At 69.4% G+C, this 22,441-nt stretch carries 24 protein-coding genes; 5 read left to right on the plus strand and 19 right to left on the minus strand.

Annotated features, from left to right (window positions below):
• The first annotated feature begins 126 nt into the window (after positions 1-126).
• Positions 127-873: a hypothetical protein gene (locus ACIGJI_RS14265; RefSeq protein WP_363446241.1), complete on the plus strand. Its 747-nt coding sequence runs from the start codon at positions 127-129 to the stop codon at positions 871-873.
• A 10-nt stretch (positions 874-883) separates the two neighbouring features.
• On the opposite strand, the gene ACIGJI_RS14270 is transcribed toward ACIGJI_RS14265, so the two are convergent.
• The 17 genes from ACIGJI_RS14270 to ACIGJI_RS14350 form a co-directional block, all read right to left on the minus strand.
• Positions 884-1,867 carry a LacI family DNA-binding transcriptional regulator gene (locus ACIGJI_RS14270; protein ID WP_187662631.1) on the minus strand — a complete coding sequence of 328 codons (984 nt, stop codon included), beginning with the start codon at positions 1,865-1,867 and terminating at the stop codon, positions 884-886.
• A gap of 28 nt (positions 1,868-1,895) precedes the next feature.
• Entirely contained in the window at positions 1,896-2,807 is a 912-nt protein-coding gene (locus ACIGJI_RS14275; RefSeq protein ID WP_259953796.1) for a dihydrodipicolinate synthase family protein, read from the minus strand.
• On the minus strand, positions 2,801-3,628 hold the full coding sequence (locus ACIGJI_RS14280; RefSeq protein ID WP_363446239.1) for an SDR family oxidoreductase: 828 nt from the start codon (positions 3,626-3,628) through the stop codon (positions 2,801-2,803). Before ACIGJI_RS14280 ends, ACIGJI_RS14275 begins: the two co-directional genes overlap by 7 nt.
• Before the next feature lie 14 nt (positions 3,629-3,642).
• Positions 3,643-4,728, minus strand: coding sequence for a mandelate racemase/muconate lactonizing enzyme family protein (locus tag ACIGJI_RS14285; protein WP_363446237.1), 1,086 nt, complete (start codon positions 4,726-4,728; stop codon positions 3,643-3,645).
• 42 nt (positions 4,729-4,770) lie between these two features.
• A complete protein-coding gene (locus ACIGJI_RS14290) occupies positions 4,771-5,625 on the minus strand; it encodes a carbohydrate ABC transporter permease (RefSeq protein ID WP_363446235.1) in 855 nt (284 codons plus the stop codon).
• Positions 5,622-6,575, minus strand: coding sequence for a sugar ABC transporter permease (locus ACIGJI_RS14295; RefSeq protein ID WP_363446233.1), 954 nt, complete (start codon positions 6,573-6,575; stop codon positions 5,622-5,624). The genes ACIGJI_RS14290 and ACIGJI_RS14295 overlap by 4 nt, the downstream gene beginning before the upstream one ends.
• A gap of 8 nt (positions 6,576-6,583) precedes the next feature.
• The gene (locus ACIGJI_RS14300) at positions 6,584-7,831 is read right to left on the minus strand and encodes a sugar ABC transporter substrate-binding protein (RefSeq protein ID WP_363446231.1); all 1,248 of its coding nucleotides are present in this window, start codon (positions 7,829-7,831) and stop codon (positions 6,584-6,586) included.
• 87 nt (positions 7,832-7,918) lie between these two features.
• Positions 7,919-8,635 carry an FCD domain-containing protein gene (locus ACIGJI_RS14305; protein WP_363446229.1) on the minus strand — a complete coding sequence of 239 codons (717 nt, stop codon included), beginning with the start codon at positions 8,633-8,635 and terminating at the stop codon, positions 7,919-7,921.
• Positions 8,636-8,817: 182 nt separating this feature from the next.
• Entirely contained in the window at positions 8,818-9,687 is an 870-nt protein-coding gene (locus tag ACIGJI_RS14310) for a dihydrodipicolinate synthase family protein (protein WP_259953790.1), read from the minus strand.
• The gene (locus ACIGJI_RS14315) at positions 9,684-11,354 is read right to left on the minus strand and encodes a tripartite tricarboxylate transporter permease (RefSeq protein ID WP_315636571.1); all 1,671 of its coding nucleotides are present in this window, start codon (positions 11,352-11,354) and stop codon (positions 9,684-9,686) included. The genes ACIGJI_RS14310 and ACIGJI_RS14315 overlap by 4 nt, the downstream gene beginning before the upstream one ends.
• On the minus strand, positions 11,351-11,890 hold the full coding sequence (locus ACIGJI_RS14320) for a tripartite tricarboxylate transporter TctB family protein (RefSeq protein ID WP_259953788.1): 540 nt from the start codon (positions 11,888-11,890) through the stop codon (positions 11,351-11,353). The genes ACIGJI_RS14315 and ACIGJI_RS14320 overlap by 4 nt, the downstream gene beginning before the upstream one ends.
• Before the next feature lie 59 nt (positions 11,891-11,949).
• A complete protein-coding gene (locus ACIGJI_RS14325; protein ID WP_292797988.1) occupies positions 11,950-12,909 on the minus strand; it encodes a tripartite tricarboxylate transporter substrate binding protein in 960 nt (319 codons plus the stop codon).
• A 93-nt stretch (positions 12,910-13,002) separates the two neighbouring features.
• A complete protein-coding gene (locus tag ACIGJI_RS14330) occupies positions 13,003-13,311 on the minus strand; it encodes a hypothetical protein (protein WP_363446224.1) in 309 nt (102 codons plus the stop codon).
• Complete coding sequence (locus tag ACIGJI_RS14335; RefSeq protein WP_363446222.1) at positions 13,308-13,787, minus strand: class I SAM-dependent methyltransferase; 480 nt, start codon at positions 13,785-13,787, stop codon at positions 13,308-13,310. Before ACIGJI_RS14335 ends, ACIGJI_RS14330 begins: the two co-directional genes overlap by 4 nt.
• 100 nt (positions 13,788-13,887) lie before the next feature.
• A complete protein-coding gene (locus ACIGJI_RS14340; protein WP_363446220.1) occupies positions 13,888-15,252 on the minus strand; it encodes an extracellular solute-binding protein in 1,365 nt (454 codons plus the stop codon).
• Positions 15,253-15,278: 26 nt separating this feature from the next.
• Positions 15,279-16,232, minus strand: a complete 954-nt coding sequence (locus ACIGJI_RS14345; protein ID WP_187662644.1) for a carbohydrate ABC transporter permease — start codon at positions 16,230-16,232, stop codon at positions 15,279-15,281.
• On the minus strand, positions 16,232-17,152 hold the full coding sequence (locus ACIGJI_RS14350) for a carbohydrate ABC transporter permease (protein ID WP_187662645.1): 921 nt from the start codon (positions 17,150-17,152) through the stop codon (positions 16,232-16,234). Before ACIGJI_RS14350 ends, ACIGJI_RS14345 begins: the two co-directional genes overlap by 1 nt.
• A 198-nt stretch (positions 17,153-17,350) precedes the next feature.
• On the opposite strand from ACIGJI_RS14350, the gene ACIGJI_RS14355 reads away from it, so the two are divergent.
• From ACIGJI_RS14355 to ACIGJI_RS14370, 4 genes are read left to right on the plus strand one after another with little or no spacing between them, the layout of a single operon-like run.
• Positions 17,351-18,505, plus strand: a complete 1,155-nt coding sequence (locus ACIGJI_RS14355; protein WP_363446218.1) for a GAF domain-containing SpoIIE family protein phosphatase — start codon at positions 17,351-17,353, stop codon at positions 18,503-18,505.
• Entirely contained in the window at positions 18,502-20,466 is a 1,965-nt protein-coding gene (locus tag ACIGJI_RS14360) for a glycosyltransferase family 2 protein (protein ID WP_363446216.1), read from the plus strand. Before ACIGJI_RS14355 ends, ACIGJI_RS14360 begins: the two co-directional genes overlap by 4 nt.
• The gene (locus ACIGJI_RS14365; protein WP_187662648.1) at positions 20,450-20,782 is read left to right on the plus strand and encodes an STAS domain-containing protein; all 333 of its coding nucleotides are present in this window, start codon (positions 20,450-20,452) and stop codon (positions 20,780-20,782) included. Before ACIGJI_RS14360 ends, ACIGJI_RS14365 begins: the two co-directional genes overlap by 17 nt.
• Positions 20,772-21,203 (plus strand): ATP-binding protein, encoded by a 432-nt coding sequence (locus ACIGJI_RS14370; RefSeq protein WP_363446214.1) that lies wholly within the window; start codon positions 20,772-20,774, stop codon positions 21,201-21,203. Before ACIGJI_RS14365 ends, ACIGJI_RS14370 begins: the two co-directional genes overlap by 11 nt.
• 4 nt (positions 21,204-21,207) lie before the next feature.
• On the opposite strand, the gene ACIGJI_RS14375 is transcribed toward ACIGJI_RS14370, so the two are convergent.
• On the minus strand, positions 21,208-21,651 hold the full coding sequence (locus tag ACIGJI_RS14375; RefSeq protein ID WP_187662650.1) for a DoxX family protein: 444 nt from the start codon (positions 21,649-21,651) through the stop codon (positions 21,208-21,210).
• 124 nt (positions 21,652-21,775) lie between these two features.
• The gene (locus ACIGJI_RS14380; protein WP_187662651.1) at positions 21,776-22,435 is read right to left on the minus strand and encodes a GntR family transcriptional regulator; all 660 of its coding nucleotides are present in this window, start codon (positions 22,433-22,435) and stop codon (positions 21,776-21,778) included.
• Between the last annotated feature and the right edge of the window lie 6 nt (positions 22,436-22,441).

The raw sequence follows: 22,441 nt of genomic DNA on the forward strand, positions 1-22,441 counted from the left end.
GTGACCGCTCCTGCACCGCGATGGCCGATCTCCGAAGATTCCACCATCCCCGCTCCTAACCGGTAAAACACCGGTTCAGCACCGGAATACCGTGACATCCTGACCCCTCCGATCGAGACTGGAGGCATGCCCTTGGACGACCCGCAGGTATGGACGCTGATCGGCATCTTCGTGACGACGATGCTCGGCGGCATGACCCTCATGACGACGCAGTTCGGTCGCGTGCTCCGTGCGGAGATCGGCGGACTGCGGGGAGAGATGACCGGCGAGATCGGCAGGCTCCGCACCGACATGACCACCGAGATCGCCGGCCTCCGCACAGACATGACCACCGAGATCGCCGGCCTCCGCACCGAGATGACCACCGAGACCACACGACTACGCAGTGAGATCGGCAGCCTCCGCACCGAAATGACCACCGAGATCGGCACCCTCCGCACCGACATGACCACCGAGATCGGCACCCTCCGCACCGACATGACCGGCGAGATCGGCACCCTCCGCACCGACATGACCGGCGAGATCGGCACCCTCCGCACCGAAATGACCGGCGAGATCAACGGCCTCCGCACCGACATGACCACCGAGATCGCCACCCTCCGCATCGAGATGACGAACGAAACCGGTGGGCTGCACGCGGCGCTGGCAGCGCTGCACGGAGTGATGATGAGCGAGATCGGAGCGCTGCGCGCGGCGATGGGTGCGCTGCAGGGAGCGATGATAGGGCTGCGGGGCGAGATGATCGGGCTCCGCGGCGAGATGACCGCACGACTCGACGGCCTCGATCACCGCCTCGACCGATTGGAGGTGAAGGTCGACGATCTCGACAAGGAGATGACGAACCTCGCAGCGCGGTTCTGGCGCTCCCAGTAGCGACCTGCGGTCAGGCGCGTGCGGTCGCGCGCTGCACCTCGCCGGAGAGGACGACCGTCCGAGCCGGCTGCACGTCTCCCCTGATCCGTTCGAGCAGCATCCGCGCCGCCGTCACGCCCATGTGCCGCGCCGGCAACCGCACGACGGTCACAGCGGAGGGAGACAGCGTCGTGAAGGGCAGCGATCCGATCACCGCGACACCGAGTTCCGGAGGGGTGAGGCCGCGCTCCGTGAGGACCTGGATCGCGCCGACGCCGATGAGGTTGTTCCCGGCGACGACCGCGTCCGGCGGCTCCGGCAGCGCGAGGAGTTCCTCCATGGCCGCACGCCCGCCGTCGACGCGGAACGTCGCGAAGCGCTGCAGCGAGGACAGCTCGTGATGGGGATCCATCGCCGAGAGGGCTCCCCGCCAACCTTCCGCCCGCTCGGCCGCGGTGTCGATGTGCGCGGGCCCCCCGATGTACGCGATGCGGCGATACCCGGCGTCGAGCAGGCTCTGCGTCGCTGCGGCTCCCGCCTCCCGGTTGGCCATCACCACGCCGTCGATGTCGGCGGCCGTGCGACGGTCCACGGCGACCACGGGCCGCCCCGTCGCCCGCACCGGCGCGAGATCCGAGTGCTCATCCGCCGTCGCGATGATCACCCCCGACATGTTCTCGGCGATCGCGATCCGGAGGTACGTCGCCTCCTTCTCGACCTGGGCGTCGGAGTTGCAGAGTACGACGGAGTACCCCGCTTCGGACGCCGCGTCCTCCACCCCACGCGCCATCTCGGTGAAGTACGGGTTCTCGATGTCCGGGATCACCAGGGCGATGACCTCGGAGCTCTGGGTCCGCAACGTGCGCGCCGTCCGGTTCGGCGTGAATCGGAGCTCCTCCGCCGCCGCCCGCACGGCCGCCGCCTTCTCCTCCGACACGCTCGTGCCGTTGAAGACGCGTGAGACCGTGGCCGGCGAGACGCCGGCCCGCCGCGCGACGTCGTAGATCGTGGCCATGGGCACCCACTGTAACCGGTTTCAGCCCTCAGACCTCCGCGAGGAATCGATCGAGAGTCACCCCGAGAGCATCCAGCCGGGCCCGAGCCGCGTCCGAGAGCGGTCGGAACGGACGACGGCAGTCGCCCAGTGCTCCGGCGCCACCCGCGCTGCGACCGGAGAGGTACTTCGCCGCAGGGAAGACGTCGATCGCGACCAGCTCGGCGATGACATGGTTGATCCGGCTCTGCACCCGCTGCGCTCCGGCCAGGTCGCCGACGTCGAGGAGGCGACGCGCCGCCTGGAAGAGCTCGACCTGCAGCCCGACGGTCGTGCCGATGGTCCCGCGGGCGCCGGCGGCGAGCGCCGGCACGAACACCTCGTCGAAGCCGTTGATGTAGGCCTTGTCGGGGAAAGCCGTCTTCATGCGCTCCAGGGCGTACATGTTGTGCGCGGTCTGCTTGAGTCCGATCACCCGATCGTCGTCCAGGAGCTCGCCGGCCGTCTCGACCGTGAACTCCGTCCCGGTGAACTGCGGGATGTTGTAGACGATGAGCGGGAGATCCACGGCGTCCAGCACCGCGCGGTAATGGTCGAGGACGGCCTCGATGCCGAACGAGTAGTAGATCGGCGGGATCATCGAGAGCGCGGATGCGCCGGCCTGCTGCGCCCGTCGCGCGAGCTCGATGGCCTCCCTCGTGGACAGCGCGCCGACGTGGGCGACGACGGGTATCCGCCCTTCCGCGGCGCTCACCGCGGTCTCCACCACCGCGGTCCGCTCGTCCGCCGACAGGAGGAGGCCCTCCCCCGACGACCCGCAGCAGTAGATCCCCTCGACCCCGCGCGCCACGTAGTCCCCGATGAGCGTCGAGAGCAGCCCGGTGTCGACCGCCCCCTCCGCGTCGTAGGGCGTGGCGATCGCCGCCATCAACACCCCGAGGTCCGCCGCGGTGGTCACCATGCCGTCCACCCCCCGTCCACGACGAGGTTCGCTCCGGTCATGTAGCGCGAGGCATCGGAGAGCAGGAAGACCGCGGCACCGTTGAAGTCGGTCGCCTCCGCCATCCGCCCGATCGGGATGCGCGCCGTGTAGTTCTGCCGGAAGGTCGCGTCCTGCGTGTCTCGGCCGACGCCGGACGGAGTGAGGGTGTTGACCCGGATCCCCTGCCGCCCCCAGTACGTCGCGCAGTAGCGCGTGAGGTTGTAGAGCCCCGACTTCGCCGCCGAGTACGCCACCGGCTTCACGAACGGCACCCCGGTCTGCTCCTCCTTGTAGGCGTAGATGTCCTGCACCGGGGACACCATTCCGTAGATCGAGCCGACGTTGATGATCGAGCCCGGCTTCCCGACGGCGCGCATCCGGGCACCGGCCGCCTGCGTCACGAGGAAGGTGCCGACGAGGTTCACGTCGACCACCTCCCGGAACACGTCGAGGGGGAAGTCCTCGAACGGGCCGGAGACCTCGGGCGGCGCGCTCGGCTGGGTGTCCAGTCCCGCGTTGTTGATCACGCCGTCCGGCGCCGCACCCCACGCCTCGACGATCGCATCGAGGCCGGCCTCGACGCTGTCCTTCGAGACGATGTCCACGGAGACGCCGAGGAGGCGCGGGCTGTCGGCGATCTCGGGGAACGTCTCCTGCAGGCGCGCGGCGTCGACGGTGCGCGATGCCACGGCCACCCGGGCACCGCGCCCGTGCAGCTCGCGGACGAAGGCCGAGCCGATCTGGCCGAGGCCGCCGGTGACGAGGATGATGCGGTCGGTGAGGTCGAAGATGTCCGCCATGTCGTTCGTGTCCCTCAGCTCACCGCGTGCCGCGCGAGGTTCTCGCGGTCGTACTCCAGGCCGTTCCCCGGCGCTCCGGTCGGGACGAAGAACCCGTTCTGCGGCCGCTGCGGCACGATGACGCCCAGGTCGGTGAGCGTGCCGCCGTCCGTCATCTCGCCGAACAGGGCATTGGGCACCGCGCAGAGCACGTTGGCCGTGAGCTCCATCACGAAGTGCGGCGTCATGGGGGCGTTGTACGCCCGGCCCAGGGCGGCGATGTCCATGTAGGGCGTGATGCCGCCGACACGACCGACGTCGGCCTGGATGAAGTCGCACGCGTCGGCGAGGAGGTACTGGTTGAACTGCTGGAGCGTGTAGACGTTCTCGCCCAGGCCGATCGGGATCGGAGAGCGCGCCCGGAGGCGGGCGTGCGAGGCGACGTCGTCCACGCGCAGCGGCTCCTCGACCCAGTACAGGTTGAGGTCGCGGAACCGGGTGACCGCCCGGACCGCCTCTCCGTAGGTCCATCCCTGGTTGGCGTCGACCATGAGCGGGTACTCGCCGACGGCCTCGCGGATCTTGGTGAGCCGGTAGACGTCCTCCTCGAGGTCCGGCTTGCCGACCTTGACCTTCCCGGCGGCGTACCCGTCGGCCTTCCACTCCTTGACCTGCTCGACGACCTCCTCGGCGGACAGGTTGAGGTTGATGCCGCTGCCGTACAGCGCGACCCGGTCGCGCACCTGCCCGAGGAGCTTCGCGAGAGGCTGCTGGTAGTGCAGCCCCAGCAGATCCCACAGCGCCACGTCGATCGCGGCGAGCGCGAGCGTGGTGGTCCCGCCGGGGCCGTTGTCGCGGAGATGCTGCCAGGAGTGCTGCCAGACGGCTCGCGGATTGACCTCATGGCCGATGAGCGTGGGGATGAGCTCGCGCAGCGCCGCCATCATCATCTGGCCGCCGACGCCGGAGGTGTGGCTGAACCCGGTGCCGACCAGGCCGGTGTCGGTGGTGATGTCGGCGAGGATGATCTCGATGTGGGTCACCCGATGGATCTGGTCCCCCCACGGCCCCTTGGGGAGGGGGATGCGGGAGAGCTGGAGGTCGATCGATTCGATTTTCATGCGTGGTCCTTCCGGGACGACGAGGAGGGGTCGGAGGGGGCGTCAGCCCTTGACGGCGCCGGCGGCGAGTCCGGCGACGAGGCGCTTCTGCACGAGGAGGAAGCCGACGACGACGGGGAGCACCGAGAGCACGCCGCCCGCGGTGAGCAGATCCCACCGGATCTGGTACTCGCCGATGAACAGGTGCAGGCCGACCGGCAGGGTGCGGGTCGCCGTCTGCGAGGTGAACGTGAGGGCGTAGAGGAACTCGTTCCAGGTGAGGATGAACGCGTAGGTTCCCGCCGCCACCATCCCCGGCCGCAGCAGGGGCAGCAGCAGGATGCGGATGATCTGCCAGGACGAGGCCCCGTCGATCTGGCCGGCCTCCTCGATCTCGCGCGGGATCGAGTCCGCGAAGCCCTTGAGCAGCCAGGTGGCGAACGGCGTGGCGAACGCGGCGTGGACCAGTGCGAGGCCCAGCGTCGTGTCCATCAGCCCCATCCCACGGAGCTGCCCCTGCAGCGAGATCACGAGCAGCACGGCGGGGAACATCTGTGCGAGCAGCAGCCCGATCATGACGGCCCCGCGGCCGCGGAAGTCGAACCGCGACATCGCGATCGCGGCGCCGGTGGAGACGACGAGGGTCACCGGGACGGCGATCGCGGCGACGGTGAGGCTGTTCCGCAGATAGGTCAGGAACGGCGTGGTCGACAGCAGCTCGGCGTAGGAGGCGGTCGTGAACTCCGAGGGGATGAGGTTCGCTCCGGCGCCGGCGAGCTGATCCCGGGGCGTGAGCGACGTCAGCAGCATGACGATGTACGGCCCGAGCACCATCGCGAGGACGCCGAGGAGGGCGATCGCGAAGCCGGTCCTTCCCGCGAAGCGGCCGAAGCGGACGGGGGCGGTCGTCGTACTCATCGCGTGGTGTCCTTCCGGGTGAGGCGCACGTAGAGCGCGATGAAGACGGCGAGGAACAGGGCCTGGATGACGGCGTACGCCGCGCCGGCACCGAAGTCGCTGGCCTTGTAGGTCGTCAGATACGACTCGAGCGCCAGCGTCGTCGAGGACGTGCCCGGCCCGCCGCCGGTGAGGATGAAGATGAGGTCGACGTAGTTCGAGGTCCAGATCAGGCGCAGGAGCGTCGTGATGAGGATCGTCGGGAGGATGGCGGGCAGCACGACGTGACGGAACACGCCGACCGGCCCGCATCCGTCGATCTGCGCGGACTCCTTGAGCTCGCCGGACACGCTCTGCAGCGCCGCGAGGATCATGATCGCGAAGAGCGGGATGCCCTGCCAGACGTCGATCATCACGAGGGTCGGCAGCGCGGTGCTGTTCTGCGACAGGAACTCGATCGGGGCGTCGATGACCCCGGCGTTCAGCAGCCACTGATTGAGGACGCCGTTGTTCGGATCGAGGATCCACTTCCACATCAGCGCGACCAGGACGCTGGGCGTCGCCCACGGGATCATGATCAGCCCGCGGTACACGCCCCGCAGCGGGAAGCGGTTGTTCAGCATGAGCGCGAGCGACAGCCCGCCGATCAGCTGGAGGGAGACGGCGCCGAACGTCCAGATGGCCGTGCGGCCGAGCGTGGGCAGGAACTCCGCCGTGCCGATGACACTGGCGAAGTTCTGGAACCCGACGAACTCGAGCACGCCGGTGAAGACGCTCACGTCGTTGAACGAGAACCAGATCGAGCGGATGAGCGGATACCCGGCGAAGACCGCGACCAGCGCGATCGCCGGCGCGAGCAGGACGAGCGGGGCGACCGACCCGCGGCGAGCGCGTCGCCGGGGCCGGGTCACCGGCCGGCGCGGGGCCGGCCGGCCGGTGACGACCGCTTCCGTGAGAGTGGATCTTGCCATGTCGGTCCTCAGCGCAGCACGTCGGACATCTTCGTCAGCACGTCCTGGCTGCTGATCTCACCCTGGAACGCCTGCTGGATGAGCGGGTTCCACTCCTTGGCGGCGAGCTCCGCCACCCCCTCCAGCGCCGGCCAGGTCTTGGCGGTGGGGATCGCGTCGACCGCGACCGCGAGCTGCGGGTCGGACGAGTACGCCTCGGTGTCGATCACCGACCCGAGCACGGGCAGCTGGCCCTGCGGCGAGGCGGAGATCTTCTCCATCTGCGCGTCCTCGCTCAGCCAGGAGATCCAGGTCCACGCGGCGTCCTTCTTGTCGGAGCCCTCGAGGATGACGTTGCCGCTCATGCTGCCGAGTGTCGCGCCCGGCTTCCCGTCCTCCGTGGGGATCGGGACGACGCCGAGCTTGTCGCCGAAGACGCCCTGCAGCTCCTTCAGGGAACCCGGGTGGTGGATCATCATGCCGGTGAGACCCTCGACGAAGTTCGTCTTGACGTCGGCGAAGGCGGCCGTGATCGATCCGGGGGGCGCGGCCTGCAGGTCGGTGACGATGCTGAGGTAGTCCTCGTTCACCGCGACGCCCTTCGCGTCGTCCAGGACGACCTCGCCGGAGTCGTCGACGACCGACGCGCCGCCGGCGTACATCCATGCGAGCCACTGGTCCTGTCCGCCCGCACCGCCGCGGACGTCGATGCCGTACCGGCCGTCGCCGGTGAGGGCCGCCGCCGCGTCGAGGAGGTCCTGCTGGGTGCGCGGCGCCTCGAGCCCGAGCTCCTCGAAGTAGTCCACGCGGTAGTAGAGGTAGAGCGTCGTGTACTGGTGCGGCAGCATGTAGACGGCGTCCTCGCCGGGCAGCTGCCCCGTCGCCCAGAGCGAGTCGACGACGTCGTCCGAGGCGTCCCAGCCATCGACGTACGGGGTGAGGTCGGCGATGGCGCCCTGCGGCGCGAACTGCCCGAGCCACCAGTCCTTGCTGCGGGCGGCATCCGGTCCGGTGCCGTTCATCGCAGAGGACACGAGCTGGTTCTGGTACTGGTCGAGGGGGATCGTCTCCAGCACGACCTCCACCTCGTCCTGCGCGTCGTTGAACTCGTCCGCGAGCTCCGTCCAGGTGGGGTCGGTCGCGTCGTCCTGCCAGAGCCAGTAGGTGATCTCGACGGGACCGTCGCCCTCGCCCGTCGGGGCGCCTCCGGCGCAGCCGGCGGTGAGGGCGACCACGCCGAGGACGGCCAATCCGGGGAGGAATCGGGTGGATCTCATGATGCGTACTCCTTCGTCGATCAGATGAGGGTGGTGCGAAATCGATTTCAAAACGGGTGCGGCAGAACGCGCCGGTGCGGGGAGGGGTCAGACCGGCAGCGCGGCCGTGGTGCCGAAGTCGATGTCCGGGTAGCGGTTGCGGACGCCGTAGAAGTGGGCGTCGAGCTCGTGGACGGCTCGGCGGGTGTCGCCGGCCTCGATCGCGTCGACGATGCGACCGTGCATCGCGGCGATGGCGGGGTCCTCCTCCACGGGCTCCTCCCGTCGCGCGGCCGCGAAGACGACCCAGAAGGACTGCAGGAACTGGTCCACGAACGCATTGCGCATCGGCGCGAGCAGCCCGCGGTGGAACTGTTGGTCGAGCTCCGCGAAGCTCTCGTTGCGCAGGGCTCGCTCCACCATCTCCTCCGAGAGCAGACGCAGGCGGGTCAGGTCGCTCGGTTGCAGGCGCGGGATGACCAGGGGAAGCAGCGAAGTCTCCAGCGCGTGACGGACTTCCAGGAGCTCGCGGGTGGCGGCCTCCGGGTCGTCGACGAAGCCGATCCAGCGGGTGGCGAGATCGGCGGCACGGAACCCGCGCCACACGCGGCGCGCGCCCTGCCGAGAGGCCACGATGCCGAACGCTTCGAGCACGCTGAGGGCCTCGCGGATGCGCTGCCGTCCCACCTCCAGCACGGCGCCGAGTTCGGCCTCGGTGGGCAGCGGGTCGCCGATCTCCAGCCCGGAACGCTGCAGGTGCTGAGCCAGACGTCGAGCGAGCGCGTCTGACAAGTCGGAACCGGTGATCTCGATCTTGTCTGACATGTCCCGTTCGCTCCTTCGCGACATCGGCGGAATTTCCGTTCCTGAGCCTAGACACTCTCCCTGCGTGTCGTCAAGTAGGCTCCTGACTGCGCTCACTTGTCGGACAAGTAAAGGCGAGCCCATGCAGAAATGCCGCGACCCGAAGGCCGCGGCATCCCGCCCGTGTATGTCCCGGAGTCGTGTCAGCGGTGCGTGGCCACCACCTGTGCGACGGCGGCCCGCTCGTCGGCGGAGGGTTCGGCGATCGCCATGCGGCAATGCGTGTCCACGACGTCGAGCACGCGGTACGCCTCCTTCATGCGCGCCATGTCGCCGCCGATGAGCGCGACGACGTCGTCGACGGCTGCCTGTGCCGCCGCGATGGCCTCGGCATCTCCGGAGCGCCCGGCATCGGCGAGGGCGCGGAAGGGCTTCGGCGTCACGGAGGAGACGCCCGAGACGACACCCTGCGCCCCCGCCTCGACGGCCGCGATGAGGTCGCGGTCGGCGCCGGTGTAGAGCTCGAAGCCCGTCGGCACGGCCGCACGATAGGCCGCGATGTCGTCGAGCGACAGCTCGCTCACCTTCGCTCCCACCACGTTCGGAAGCGCGGCGATGCGCACGAGCAGCTCCGGCGAGACCGGGTTCCCGCTACGCGCGGGGTAGATGTAGACGTACAGGCGCCCGTCGCCCACCGCCGCGGAGACGGCGCGGTAGTAGTCGAGGATCGCGTCGTCCGTGGCGCGCAGGTAGTACGGCGTGAGCGCGGCGAACTCGGTGGCCCCGAGCTCCTTCGCGATGCCGACCAGACGCACGGCCTCGAACGTGCTCGGCTGCCCGACGTGCACGATGACGCGCATCCGGTCGGCCAGCTCCTCGAGCGCCGCGGCCACGAGCGCCCGGAACTCGTCCGCGTCCACCGCGGGGAACTCGCCCGTGGTGCCGAGGACGAAGGCGCCCTCGTTGCCCGAGTCGGCCACGAATCGGAAGATCGCGCGCGACCCCTCGAGATCGAGGGTCCCGTCACGGTCGAACGCGGTCGGGACGGCGGTCAGGATGTCGTAGCGGGTCACTTCTCGGTCTCCTCGGAGGTCGTGCTCTTGCGGTTCTTGCGGTCAGCGCGTCCCCGGCGCGTACCCGCGTCGACGTTGCGGACGGTGGAGGTGAGCAGGTCGGGCTGCGCGGCGAGCTCGTCGTGCGCCTTCTCGATCTGCACGATGCTGTCGGTGTGGAGGATCGAGTCCTCCAACGAGGCCCGCTCGGCGCGGGGCGTGCGGGCGGCGCGGATCGCGGGCATCACGATCGACAGCACCGCGAGCGCGAGCAGCACGAGGGCGATCGGGCTGACGACCTCGAAGAACGGCCGCGTCGGCAGGATCGCCAGCGTGCGGGCGAGGTTCTCCTCGGCGAGCGGACCGAGCAGCAGGCCGAGCACCACGGGTCCTGCCGGGACCTGCATGCGCTTGAGCAGCACGCCGATCACCCCGAAGACGAGCATCGTGACGACCGTCGACAGGCTGTTCGAGGTGGCGTAGGTGCCGATGATGCAGAAGATGAGGATGCCGCTCCACAGATACGGCTGCGGCACGTCGAGCAGCTTGACCATGCCCTTCATCCGCACGAGGCTCAGCGCGAGCGACAGGAGGGTCGCGACGAGCATGATGCCGACGATCGAGACGACGAGGTCGGGGCGGTTGGTGAACAGCGTGGGCCCGGGGGTGATGCCCCAGATGATCATCGACCCGATCATGACCGCCATCACGGAGTCGCCGGGGATGCCGAGCGCCATCGTGGTGGTGAGCGAGCCGCCGAGCGTGGCGCTGGAGGCGGTGTCGGACGCGGCGACGCCCTCGATCGACCCCTTTCCGAACATCTCCGGGTGCTTCGACGCCTTCCGCGCCCGCTCCCAGCCGATGAGCCCGGCGATGTCGCCGCCGGCCGCGGGGATGAGGCCGACGCCGAGGCCGACCGCCCCGCCGACCGCGGTGGCCCGTCCGCTCTGCTTCAGCTCGGCGCGGTTCGGCCACCACCGGCCGAGGCTCGAGATCGGTCGGACGTGCGACTTCCGGTGCGTGAGGAGCTGATCGAACAGCTCGGCGATGCCGAAGAGACCGATGATGACGGCGATGAAGTTCACGCCCTCGACGAGTTCCAGCACGCCGAACGTGAAGCGCTGGTCGGCGGTGGCCGCGTAGGTGCCGACGCTGCCGAGCATCAGCCCGAAGAGACCGGCCAGGATGCCCTTGAGCATCGACTTCGACGAGATGCCGATCATGATCGCGATGCCGAAGACGACGAGCGCGAACAGCTCGGGCGACTTGAAGTAGTCCCGGGCGAAGCTGGCGATCGGCACGGCGGCGACCGAGAAGAGCACGAGCGAGGCGAGGATGCCGACGGCCGACACGATCGCGGAGATCGTCAGCGCCAGACCGGCCCTGCCCTGCTTCGCCATGGGATAGCCGTCGAGGGTGGTGGCGATGGAGGCGGGTGTCCCCGGGGTGTTGATGAGGATGGACGGCACCCGGTCGCCGAAGTTCGCCGCGACGTAGATCGTCAGGAGCACCGCGAGGCCCTGCACGGGCTCCAGGGTCATGGTGAAGCCGGCGGCGAGTGCGACGGCCATGGTCGCGGTGATGCCGGGGAAGGCGCCGACCATGAAGCCGAGCACGAGGCCGACTGCCATGTACAGCAGGATCGAGATGTCGAGGAGCGAGTTCAGCCCCTCCAGGAGCGCGTTCACAGGGGGATCCTCAGGAGCATGCCGAAGACGACGTAGACGAATGCCGTGACGGCGGCGGAGTAGATGACGAGGCTCAGCCAGCGGCGGTGGCCGTAGAGGAGCATCAGTGCGGCCATGAGCAGGGCACAGGCGATCGGGAAGACCTCGATCCGGTAGCCGAAGAGGATGACCGAGCCGAGGGACCACAGCGCGATGAAGGCGCCGGCGATCGCGATCGTCGCGATCACCCGGAGGACGCCGCCCGGCTGGATGCGCTCGAGATCCTCACGCGTGGGTGCCGGTCGCGTGATCGCCACGGCGAGCAGGGCGATCGCGATCACGACGCCGGTCACGCCGATGACGAGCGGCCAGAAGCGGGCGTCGATCTGTCCGGGGGCGGCCTCGCGGCGCAGCGGGATCTGCGTGGCGAGGAAGAGGTAGCCGGCGGTGATCGCGAGGGCGACGGCGGCGAACGCGATCTCGAGGGGACGGGAGGCGGTCGCTCCCTCGTAGCCGCCCGGCGCGACCGGCTCGGCCGCGGTGTCGGGGCTGGTCATGGTGCTCCTTCGTCGGAGGACCCGGTGGGGTCGGCGCGTGCCGACCCCACCGGAGGTGTTCAGCCCAGGAGGTCCTGGAACAGGGCGAACTGGTCGTCGACGAACCCGGTCCACTCCTCGGAGTCGCGGTAGACCACGAGGTTGCCGGCGTCGGCCTGGAACTTCTGGTAGCTCTCGGACTCCACGGCCTCCTTGACGGCGGCTTCGAGGGCGTCGTGCACGTCGTCCGGCAGTCCGGCCGGTGCGTAGATGCCGCCCCAGCCGCCGAAGACGACCTCTTCGCCGATGGCCTCCTCGACCGTCTCGACATCCTCCGCGTCGGGGTGACGCTCGTCGTTCATGACCGCGAGGATGCGGACGGCCTCGCCCTGCGCGAGCGCCTCGCCGAGTCCGGAGACGGCGGCGACGGTCTCACCGGACGCGGCGGCCGCGACCGCCGTGGCGCCGCCGTCGTAGGGGACGGGGGTGAAGTCGGCGTCGGTCGCCTGGCCGAGGCCGAGGGTGGCGGCCTCCCAGATCGAGCCGGCACCGGAGTTCGCGACCGTGACCGCGCCGGACTTCGCCTGCGTCACGAGGTCGTCGAGGGTCTCGATGCCGCTGTTGGCGCCCACCGTGATGACGCCGGGAGCGAGCATGATCTGGCCGAGCAGGTCGAAGTCGTCGGGCAGCACGTCGGCGCTCTGGGTCGTGTTGAGCATCGCGATCTCGACGGGCGCGAAGCCGATGACGTAGCCGTCCGGATCCTGCGAGCCGACGTACTCCATCGCGAGCGCTCCCGCGGCACCGGGCATGTTCTCCGGGATCACGCTGACACCGAGGATCTTCTCGAGCTCGGTGGCGAGCGCGCGGGACGACAGGTCGGAGCCGCCGCCGGGATTGGCCTGGATGATCAGCCGGATGTCGTCCTCGGGATAGGTCGAGGCGGCCCCCTCGCTCTCGTCGACCTTCGTGCAGGCCGACAGCACCAGAGCGGTGGCGGCGAGGGCGGCGAAGGCAGCGGCCGCCCGAGTGATGCGCATGCGGGGCATCTTTGCTCCTCTACGTGGGTCGACCGTGTTGTCGACACCGCGAGGTTACCAGTGTTGACTGTTAACAGTCAACACTGGTAGGCGTCACCGCACCCGGCTCACGGCCAGGAGGTGCGGGCTGAGCTCCCGGATTCCGGGAACGGTGCTCCCGGCTCGCGCCAGCAGGAGAGCCGCCTGTGTGAGCGCCGTCTCCTCCGCAGGCATCTCCTCCAGCAGCAGCCCGCCGGGCCCTTCGACGCCATGGACCTCCACAACGTCGAGTCCGGCGGCGGCGGCCTCCTCGGCGAGCGAATCCGCCGTGTGGAAGTGCCCGGCAGGGAAGCGACCTCGCGAGGAGGGCGCCCCGTGCTCCAGCAGTGCGCGGTGTTCACCGTCGAGGTGGAGGTCGGTCACGCCCAGCGCGAGCTGACCGAATCCGACGAATCGCGAGAGGCCTGCCGCGAACACCCAGCCGCCGGATCGCACCACCCGTGCGGCCTCGCCGAGCGCCTGGGGCGGTCCGCGCGATCCGCCAGGTGGTACAGCGGACCGAGGAGAAGAGCGGCATCGAAGCTGTCCGCGGTGAACGGCAACGAGCGCGCGTCCCCTACACGAGCATCCACGCCCCGCTGCGCCGCGCTGTGGACGTGCCCGCGCACCGGGTCGACGAGGATGACCTGATGGCCACGGTCCAGGAGCGACCGCGCATGGACGCCCGCCCCGCCTCCGACATCGATGACGCGACCCTCGGGGAGGTGCGCGGCGATCAGCTCCTGGATGCGCTGGTGCTCCAGAGGTCCTTGCGCCGAGCGGGTCGTCAACCGCGCCGATTCGTCGAACTGGTCCTCGTAGTAGTCGCGGATCCGCTCATCGAGCTCACGCTGGTCCATGGTCGACCTCCGATCGGTAGGCCTCCATCATCCACGCCGACCCGATCCGTCGACGAGCGCCAGGCGGACATGGCCGCCTGGCGCTCTGCCCCTCCGGGGTCTAGCCGGCCGTGGCGTTCTCGTACGCCCGCATCGCCGCCTCCTGCGCCTCCTTCAGCGCGTCCTCGGGAGACTTGTCCCCGAGGAGCGCTGCGGTGATGGCGTTGTTGAGTTCGTTCTGGATCTCCTGGCCCGCGGGCGAGGAACCGAAGGACTGTCCGTAGTCCACCACGTCGTAGTAGGTCGAGATGACCTGGTCGAAGCCGGCGTTGCCGCTGTCCGTCACGAAGGTCTCACGGATCGACTGATCGGCGGACGGCGATCCGGTGAAGAGCCCGGTGTTGATACCGCCGTCGGTCTTCAGCGTCTCGGTACGGGCCTCGCCCGCCGCGTTCCAGGCGTCGTCCGAGGTGAGGTTCACCATCCAGGCGCACGCCGCCGCGGGGTTCTCCGCGCCGGCCGGGATCACGAACGCGGTGCCGGACGCGACCGAGAACGGCTCCCCGTCGGCATTCCGGAACGGCACAGCCTCGAGGTCGATCTGGTCGGCGTAGGGGCTGAGCACGTTCGGATACCACTGCGCGTTCACCTGCGCGCCAACCTGCTGGGCGACGAACTGGTTCTGGTCGCCGAAGGCGTCGAACGAGTCGGTGAAGCTCTTGACGGCCGCGAAGCCGCCCTGCGCGTCGGTGATCTGCTTGAGCATCTCGATGCCGGCCACGTTGCTGGGGTCGTCCAGGGTCGGCGCCCCCTTCTCATCGTTGAGCTGGCCGCCCATGCCGAGGATCCACAGCCCGGCCTGACCGGTCGCCACGGGGTCGAACCCGAGCCGCGTCGGCACGCCGCCGGACTCCTGGTACATCTTCTCGATCGCGCCGAGCAGCACGTCGGGCTGCGAGGTGTCGATCTCGTCCGCCGTCACCCCCGCCTCGTCGAGCACGGCCTTGTTCACCAGGATCGCCGGCGGCTGGTAGAACTGCGGCACCGCCCACACGGCATCGTCGTAGGTGACGTCGTCGACGACGAAGGGGTACCAGTGGTCCCGCGGCGAGACGTCCTGGGCGGCGAAGCACTCGTCGAGCGGCATGATGAGGTCCTGCGCGGCATACGTGGTCACGTACCGGCGGTCCATCTGCACGACGTCGGGCACGTCGCCGCTCGCGATCCGCGTGGTGAACTTCTGCGCGTCGAAGGCCGTCGCGTCGAGGTCGACCTCGACGTCCTTCAACTGCTCGGCGGCGTAGTCCATGCGCGAGGTGCCGACGTCGTCGGCGTTCTCGAAGCCCCACGCCTTGAGCGTGCCGCTCGGCTCCGCGCCGAAGTCGGCGTCGGCCGCCTGGTCGTCTCCCCCTCCCCCGCCGCACCCGGCGAGGACGAGGACGGATGCCGCGGCGACCGCGGTGATTCCCAGCATGCGTGTGCGCATGACTGCTCCTTTCGATCTGTGGTTCGTCATCCCTTGCGCCCCTGGGTGGCGACGCCCTCGATGAAGGCACGCTGCCCGAAGGCGAAGAGGATGAGCATGGGGAGGGTCACCAGGAGGGAGGCGACCATGACGTACTGGTAATCACCGTGACCGCCCGCCGTGGGGCTGTACTTGGTCATCGCGTAGGCGATGCCGAGCGGCGCGGTGAACTCGTCCACCGACCCGGCGTTGAGGTAGATGAGGGCGGCCTGCAGGTTGTTCCAGCTCGCCTGGAACTCGAACAGGAACACGATGACGAACGACGGTATCGACAGCGGCATCGCGATCCGCCAGAAGAGGCCCCAGGCGCTGGCCCCGTCGAGCCGCGCCGCCTCGAACAGCTCCCGAGGAAGGCCGAGGAAGAACTGCCGCTGCAGGAAGATGTAGAAGGCCGAGCCGAACAGGTTCATGCCCCACAGCGGCACCCAGGTGCCGAGGAGTCCGGTCTCCTTCCAGATGAGGTAGATCGGGATCATCGTCACCGCGCCGGGGAGCATCATCGTCGCGAGCACGAGGCCGAACAGCAGCCCGCGCCCCGGGAAGCGGAAGTAGGCGAAGCCGAACGCCACGATCGAGCTGGAGATCGCCACGGCACCGGCGGCGAGCAGCGCGATGGCGATGCTGTTGCCCATCCAGTTCAGCAGCGGGAGCTGATTCCACACCTCGACGTAGTTCTCCGGCACGAACGTCTTCGGGATGAGGGCGTTGTCGAACACCTCCCCCCGCGGCTTGAAGCTGGCAGCGATGAGCCACGCGAAGGGGTACAGGAACAGCAGCGCGAACAGCACGAGGATGATGTTCAGCACGATCCGGGCGACGAGGCTCTTCGGCTGTCGCAGGCGCCGTCGCCAGCGCGACCGGGCCGGGGCGGGAGCCGCGACGGCCTCCGGGAGGTCGTCCCCGGTGGCCTCGACGGGGACCTGACGCAGGGTCTGGGACATCAGCGGTCTCCCTCGTAGTAGACGAAGCGGTTGCCGACCTTCACCTGGATGAGCGTGATGATCATGATGATGACGAAGAGCAGCCACGCCATCGCCGCCGCGAAGCCGAAGTTGAACTGCCGGAAGGCCTGTTGGAACAGGTAGATCGCGTAGAAGAGCGACGCCTCAGGAGACGAGTTGCTCTGATCCCGCCAGAACAGCAGATACGCCTGATCGAAGATCTGGAAGGCGGCGATCGAGAGCACGATGACGTTGAAGAACATGGCCCCCGAGATCATCGGCAGGGTGATCGAGAAGAACTTCCTGATCGGTCCCGCCCCGTCGAGCGAGGCCACCTCGTACAGCTCGACCGGCACGTTCTTGAGGGCGGCCAGGAAGATCACCATGGTTCCCGCGACGGTCCACAGCGTCATGATCACGATGCTCGGCTTGACCCACGCGGGGTCGACGAGCCACTGGGGCCCCTGGATGCCGAACAGCCGGAGGAACTGGTTGATCGCTCCGGAGTTGCCGTTCAGGAGGAGGAAGAACACGGCGGCCGTGGCGACGGCCGGGGTCATCTTCGGCAGGTAGTAGAGCACGCGGAAGAATCCCGCGCCTCGCCCGACCCGGTTGAGCAGCAGCGCGAGGACGAGCGCGAACACGATCTCCAGCGGCACCGCCATCACCACGTAGAACAGCGTGTTGGCGAGCGAGACGCCCACCCGCGGATCCTCGAAGAGGTTGGCGTAGTTGTCGATGCCGACCGGGCGCGCGCTGTTCGTGGCGAGGTTGTAGCTGCTGAACGAGATGTACAGGCTGTAGACCATCGCGCCGGCCGTGAAGATGAGGAATCCGATGAGCCATGGCGAGATGAAGAGATAGCCGGCGAGGGCTTCTCGGCGGTTGTACCGGTCCCGCTGGCGGGTCTTGAGCGGCATCCACCTGCCTCCTTTCCAAGGACGCGCAGACACGGCGCTCTGGTCCTGGCGCGATGGTAGATCCGGAGAAGCGGTTCTCCGCGGGGCTTGCGCAGAACCGTTTCCTGTGGTTCACCTGAATGCCGCCGGACGGCCTGGCGCCCCGGGTGCGGTTCCTCCCTAGGATGAGGGGAATAAACACGGAAGAGGGCCGGGGGAATGTTCGACGAGCGACGGCGACAGGCAGCGCTCGAGGAACTGGGGATCCTTGACACGCCACCCGATGAGCGGGTGGATCGGGTGGCACGACTGGCGAAGGAGATGTTCGGCGTGCCGATGGTCAGCGTCTCGCTGATCGATCGCGACCGGCAGTGGCGCAAATCGCAGATCGGCCTCGGGGGGAAGGAGGCACCGCGACAGGATTCGTTCTGCGACTACACCGTGTCGCAGGACCGGACGGTGGTGGTGGAGGATGCGAGCACGACCGACCTCTTCGCCGAGAATCCGTTCGTGACCGGCGACCCGCACCTGCGCTTCTACGCGGCCCATCCGCTGCACGCGCCGGGAGGGGAGCCGGTCGGGACGCTGTGCGTGCTCGACACCGAGCCGCACACGTTCACCGACGCCCAGCAGGACCTCCTGCGCGACCTCGCGTTCTGGGTGCAGACGGAGCTGGCACAGGACGCCGACGTCGACCACGCCGCCGTGGTGCAGCGAGCGCTGCGCCCCCGGGCGCACCCGGAGATCGCCGGATACACGATCGCCGCCGGTGCCGCCCCGCGGGGAACGCTCGCCGGGGACTACTACGACTTCTCGCGCCACGGCGAGGCCCTGCGGGTGACCCTGGCCGATGCCATGGGCAAGGGCACGGGGCCGGCGTTGGTCGCGGCCACGGTTCGGGCGTCCCTGCGCACGGCGCCGGAGCGCTCGCTGTCCGACGCCGTGATCGAGGTGGACCGCCTGCTCGAGGACGATCTCGCGGACACGTCGATGTTCGTCACGGCGGTCGTCGCCGAGCTGCGGCCGGAGACGGGAGAGCTCGAGGTCATCGACGCCGGCCACAGCCTCGCGTTCGTCGTCCGCGCAGACGGGTCGTGGACGCCCCTGCGCTCCACGAACCTGCCCTTGGGCATGGGGATGGGCCTCGCCGACCCCCGGGTCCCGGTGACGACGCGGCTCGAGGTGGGGGACGCCTTCATCTGCTGCAGCGACGGTCTCCTCGACGTCCTCGACGCCGACGACCCGTTCGGCCACGTGGAGCGGGTGCTCACCGCGATGGGACCGGACGGCGCCGTGCGCGAGGCCCTGCGACTCGCGAACGATGAGCGCGCCACCGACGACATCACCGTCGTGGTCGTGCGGAGGGACGCGTGACCGCCCGGTTCGCGACCATCCGCGTCCTCGCGCTGCTGTCGGTCCTACTCGGCGTGAACTACGTCGCCTGGCGCTGGCTGGAGTCGGTGAACTGGTCGGCCTGGTGGATCGCGGTGCCGCTCGTGATCGCCGAGACCTACAGCCTCATCGACACGTTCCTCTTCTGCCTGACGATGTGGCGCGCGAAGGAGCGTCCGGCGCCGGTGTCGCCTCCGCAGGGCACCGTCGACGTGTTCATCACCACCTACGACGAGCCGATCGAGCTCGTCATGACCACCGCGAAGGCGGCGAAGCGGATCGCCTACCCGCACTCGACCTGGATCCTCGACGACGGCTCCCGCCCCGAGCTCGAAGCCGAAGCCCGGGCCGCCGGCGTCGGCTATCTCACGCGTTCCGAGGACTGGACGGGCAAGCCCCGGCACGCCAAGGCGGGCAATCTCAACAGTGCGCTCTTCCAGACCGACGGCGAGTTCCTCCTCATCCTCGACGCCGACCAGGTGCCGGACCCGCTGATCCTGCACCGCACGCTCGGCTACTTCGCCGATGATCCCGACGTCGCCCTCGTGCAGACGCCGCAATGGTTCGTGAACGTCGACGAGGCCGACCCGCTCGGCAGCCAGGCGCCGCTCTTCTACGGGCCGATCCAGCAGGGGAAGGACGGCTGGAACGCCGCCTTCTTCTGCGGCTCGAACGCCGTGCTCCGCCGCGAAGCACTGATGCAGCTCGGCATCGTCGGCTACGTGCGGAACGTGACCGACTCCGCCGCGCGGGCCCTCAAGACGTCCGAGGCCCTCATCGCCCGCGAGGCCGAGGCGGCGACCGACCCGGCGCTCGCCACCGAGCTCGGCGCGCTCCGCATCGCGATCGCGCGCGGACGCAAGGAGCTCACCGCGGGCGAATCGGTCGCCGAGGTGGCCGCCCGCGTGGGGGAAGCCGTCGACAGCGCCTCCCGCATCCTCGTCGCCCACGACCTGGAAGGCATCCGTGCCGACCTCGCGGTGATCGAGTCCCTGCCGGTGCAGCAGGACGCGGAGCTCCGGCAGGTGATCGTGGACGAGGCCGGACTCGACGCGCTCGCCGCGTCCGACCTCTCCCCCCTCACCGCCGTCGAGGCCGTCCGCGGACTGCTCGATGCGCTCCGCCTCGACCGTGCGGATGAGGCGCAGCCGATCCTCCCCCTCGCCACGATCTCGGTGACCGAGGACATGGCGACGGCGATGCAGCTGCACGCCCTCGGCTGGAAGAGCGTCTACCACCACGAGATCCTGGCTCACGGGCTCGCCCCGGAAGACCTCCGGACGATGCTCACGCAGCGGCTGCGGTGGGCCCAGGGGACGCTGCAGGTCATGCTGCGCGACAACCCCCTGGCCAAGCGAGGACTCTCGGTGGGGCAGCGCCTCATGTACTTCGCGACGATGTGGAGCTACCTCTCGGGCTTCGCCGCGATCGTCTACCTCGCCGCCCCGGTGATCTATCTCGTGTTCGGCGTGCTCCCCGTCACCGCCTGGTCGGTCGACTTCTTCGCGCGCTTCCTGCCGTACTTCCTCGTCAATCAGGCGCTGTTCCTCGTGGTCGCGAAGGGGGTGAAGACCTGGCGAGGTCAGCAGTACTCGCTTGCGCTGTTCCCCGTGTGGATCCGCGCGTGCTGGACGGCCTTCGCCAACGTGGTGCTCGGCCGACCGCTCTCCTTCGCCGTGACCAGGAAGGACGGCCGCGATCCTCGGGGCATCCCGTGGCGCGAGATCTGGCCGCAGCTCACCGCCATGGTCGTCCTCGTGATCGCCCTCATCATCGGGGTCGCCCGGGTCATCGTCGGCACCGGCGACGGCACCGGCACCCTCGTCAACACCGCCTGGGTCCTGTACGACCTGGTCGTCCTCAGCGTCATCATCCAGGCGGCACGCTACCGCGGTCCGGCCGCGAAGGTCCTCGAGAAGGAGTCGAATGAACGTCAGCACTGACACCAGGGACGGCTATGCCGTCGTCACGATCACGGGCCGCCTGACCGCCTCAGGAGCGCCGTTGCTGCGCAACGCGGTGAGCGACCTCGTCGCCGCGGGGCAGCCGCGCATCGCGATCGATCTGAGCGGCACCGAGTTCGTCGACTCCTCCGGTCTCGGCGCCCTCGTCGGCGGCCTCAAGAGCGCCCGCGTGGCCGGCGGCGATCTGCGCATCGCCGCCGTTCCCGAGGCCGTGCGCACCGTCCTCCACCTCACCAACCTGGATCGCGTGCTCCGCGACTACCCGACGCCGGAATCGGCGTTCGATGGACGCTGACACCCGGGCCTTCCACATCGACGGGCCCGCCGGGCTCGCCCTCGTCGACCGCGCCCTCGACGAGCTCGACCGGCTGTGGCCGCTGGCTCCGGAGGTACCTGCCCAGGATCAGGTGCTGTTCACCCTGGCGCTGAGCGAGGTCACGACCAACGTCGCCCAGCACAATGAGCACGCGGACGTCGTGCTGAGCATCGACGTCCGCGTGACGGCGGAGGAGCTGCGCGCCTACATCCGCGACACCGCACCGCCGGCACCGATCGACTGGGACGCCGTGTCGATGCCGGGCGAGGAGGCGGAGAGCGGACGCGGGCTCGCGCTGTCGCAGGCCGCGCTCGACGAGTTCACCCACACGGTCACCGATCTCGGCAACACCTGGGTCCTCGTCCGGCGCGTGGATCCCGCGCGCGAGGCGGGCGACTGACCGGTCAGGCGAGCCAGGCCGGCGCGCGCCCGCGGAGGGCCGCGGCGTCGATGGAGTAGCGCCCGGCGCCGGTGAGCGCGAGCGCGAGAGCCGCGGCGCCGAGCACGGCGACGAACTCGTAGCCGCCGGCCGTCACCCACAGGCCGGCGGGCAGGTGCACGAGCACGAGTGCCACCAGCATGTCGACGGCGAGGAGGATGCCGACCGGGCGCGTCAGCAGGCCGAGGATCAGCAGGATCCCGCCGATGAGCTCGAGGAAGGCGACGACGGGTGCGGCGATCTCGGCGAGCGGGACCCCCATGCCGGCGAAGCTGCCGATGGTGCCGGGGATCGTGAACTCGAAGATCTTCTGAGCGCCGTGGGCGGCGAAGATCGCGCCGACGACGATGCGCAGGACGAGGAGTCCGAGCGACGAGGCGGAGGTGGCGGAGGCTGTGGTGTTCGTCATGAGGAGGTTCTTCCTTCGTGGCAGGACACCCGCGCGGGCGCGGACCAGGGCTCTTGCCCTGGCCCCCACGGTAGGAACCGTTCTTTTCCGTCCGCTGAACGCCTCGGCGCCGGCGGACGCAGGCTCAGCGGGAGCCGACCTCGTGGAGCATCCGCTCCCGGGCGCCGTCGAGGTGAGCCGAGAGGACCGCGGCGGCGTCCTCCGGGGCTCCCGTGCGCATGACGTCGAGCAGCGTCACGTGATCGTCCGACGACTCGTGCAGGTCCTCGTCGTGGTTGATCGTGACCTCGAGGAGGGCCGTGAAGGTCGGGAGGTACTGGTTCCAGGCACCCTCCAGCCGGGGGTGATCGGCGAGGGCGTAGATCTGGGAGTGGAAGTCGAGGTCGGCCGTGACGAAGGCCGCATGGTCGCCGGCGTCCGCGGCCTCGGCCATGCGTTGGACGGCGTCGGCCATCGGCTGCCACCGCTCGTCGTCGTCGACCCGCATCGCGCGCGAGAGGGCGAGCTGCTCCAGCGCGCCCCGGAGGCTGTAGAGCTGGTCGACGTCGTCGCTCGTGAGGCCCACGATGTAGACGCCGCGGGGACGCTGCACCTCGACGAGCTTCTCGAAGCTGAGCTGGGTCAGGGCATCGCGCACGGGGCCGCGGCTGACGGCGAACTCCTCGGCGAGGGCCTCCTCGGTGAGGCGGGCCCCCGGGGCGAGCTCCCCTCGCACGATGCGCTGGCGCAGCACGCGTGCGACCTGCGCTCCGAGCGACTCCCCGCGCGTGACGGTCTGCGTCATGGTGAC

The sequence above is a fragment of the Microbacterium sp. NPDC064978 genome (assembly GCF_044543605.1).
Taxonomy (GTDB): domain Bacteria; phylum Actinomycetota; class Actinomycetes; order Actinomycetales; family Microbacteriaceae; genus Microbacterium; species Microbacterium meiriae.

Bases quoted from the DNA above. Each gene is read 5' to 3' on its own strand.
- ACIGJI_RS14370 (WP_363446214.1), top strand. From the start codon at position 20,772: ATGGACGCTGACACCCGGGCCTTCCACATCGACGGGCCCGCCGGGCTC.
- ACIGJI_RS14285 (WP_363446237.1), bottom strand. From the start codon at position 4,728: ATGAAAATCGAATCGATCGACCTCCAGCTCTCCCGCATCCCCCTCCCC.
- ACIGJI_RS14340 (WP_363446220.1), bottom strand. From the start codon at position 15,252: ATGCGCACACGCATGCTGGGAATCACCGCGGTCGCCGCGGCATCCGTC.
- ACIGJI_RS14325 (WP_292797988.1), bottom strand. From the start codon at position 12,909: ATGCGCATCACTCGGGCGGCCGCTGCCTTCGCCGCCCTCGCCGCCACC.
- ACIGJI_RS14355 (WP_363446218.1), top strand. From the start codon at position 17,351: ATGTTCGACGAGCGACGGCGACAGGCAGCGCTCGAGGAACTGGGGATC.
- ACIGJI_RS14290 (WP_363446235.1), bottom strand. From the start codon at position 5,625: ATGAGTACGACGACCGCCCCCGTCCGCTTCGGCCGCTTCGCGGGAAGG.
- ACIGJI_RS14320 (WP_259953788.1), bottom strand. From the start codon at position 11,890: ATGACCAGCCCCGACACCGCGGCCGAGCCGGTCGCGCCGGGCGGCTAC.
- ACIGJI_RS14300 (WP_363446231.1), bottom strand. From the start codon at position 7,831: ATGAGATCCACCCGATTCCTCCCCGGATTGGCCGTCCTCGGCGTGGTC.
- ACIGJI_RS14305 (WP_363446229.1), bottom strand. From the start codon at position 8,635: ATGTCAGACAAGATCGAGATCACCGGTTCCGACTTGTCAGACGCGCTC.
- ACIGJI_RS14350 (WP_187662645.1), bottom strand. From the start codon at position 17,152: ATGCCGCTCAAGACCCGCCAGCGGGACCGGTACAACCGCCGAGAAGCC.
- ACIGJI_RS14380 (WP_187662651.1), bottom strand. From the start codon at position 22,435: ATGACGCAGACCGTCACGCGCGGGGAGTCGCTCGGAGCGCAGGTCGCA.
- ACIGJI_RS14335 (WP_363446222.1), bottom strand. From the start codon at position 13,787: ATGGACCAGCGTGAGCTCGATGAGCGGATCCGCGACTACTACGAGGAC.
- ACIGJI_RS14365 (WP_187662648.1), top strand. From the start codon at position 20,450: ATGAACGTCAGCACTGACACCAGGGACGGCTATGCCGTCGTCACGATC.
- ACIGJI_RS14275 (WP_259953796.1), bottom strand. From the start codon at position 2,807: ATGGTGACCACCGCGGCGGACCTCGGGGTGTTGATGGCGGCGATCGCC.
- ACIGJI_RS14375 (WP_187662650.1), bottom strand. From the start codon at position 21,651: ATGACGAACACCACAGCCTCCGCCACCTCCGCCTCGTCGCTCGGACTC.
- ACIGJI_RS14265 (WP_363446241.1), top strand. From the start codon at position 127: ATGCCCTTGGACGACCCGCAGGTATGGACGCTGATCGGCATCTTCGTG.
- ACIGJI_RS14295 (WP_363446233.1), bottom strand. From the start codon at position 6,575: ATGGCAAGATCCACTCTCACGGAAGCGGTCGTCACCGGCCGGCCGGCC.
- ACIGJI_RS14270 (WP_187662631.1), bottom strand. From the start codon at position 1,867: ATGGCCACGATCTACGACGTCGCGCGGCGGGCCGGCGTCTCGCCGGCC.
- ACIGJI_RS14345 (WP_187662644.1), bottom strand. From the start codon at position 16,232: ATGTCCCAGACCCTGCGTCAGGTCCCCGTCGAGGCCACCGGGGACGAC.
- ACIGJI_RS14280 (WP_363446239.1), bottom strand. From the start codon at position 3,628: ATGGCGGACATCTTCGACCTCACCGACCGCATCATCCTCGTCACCGGC.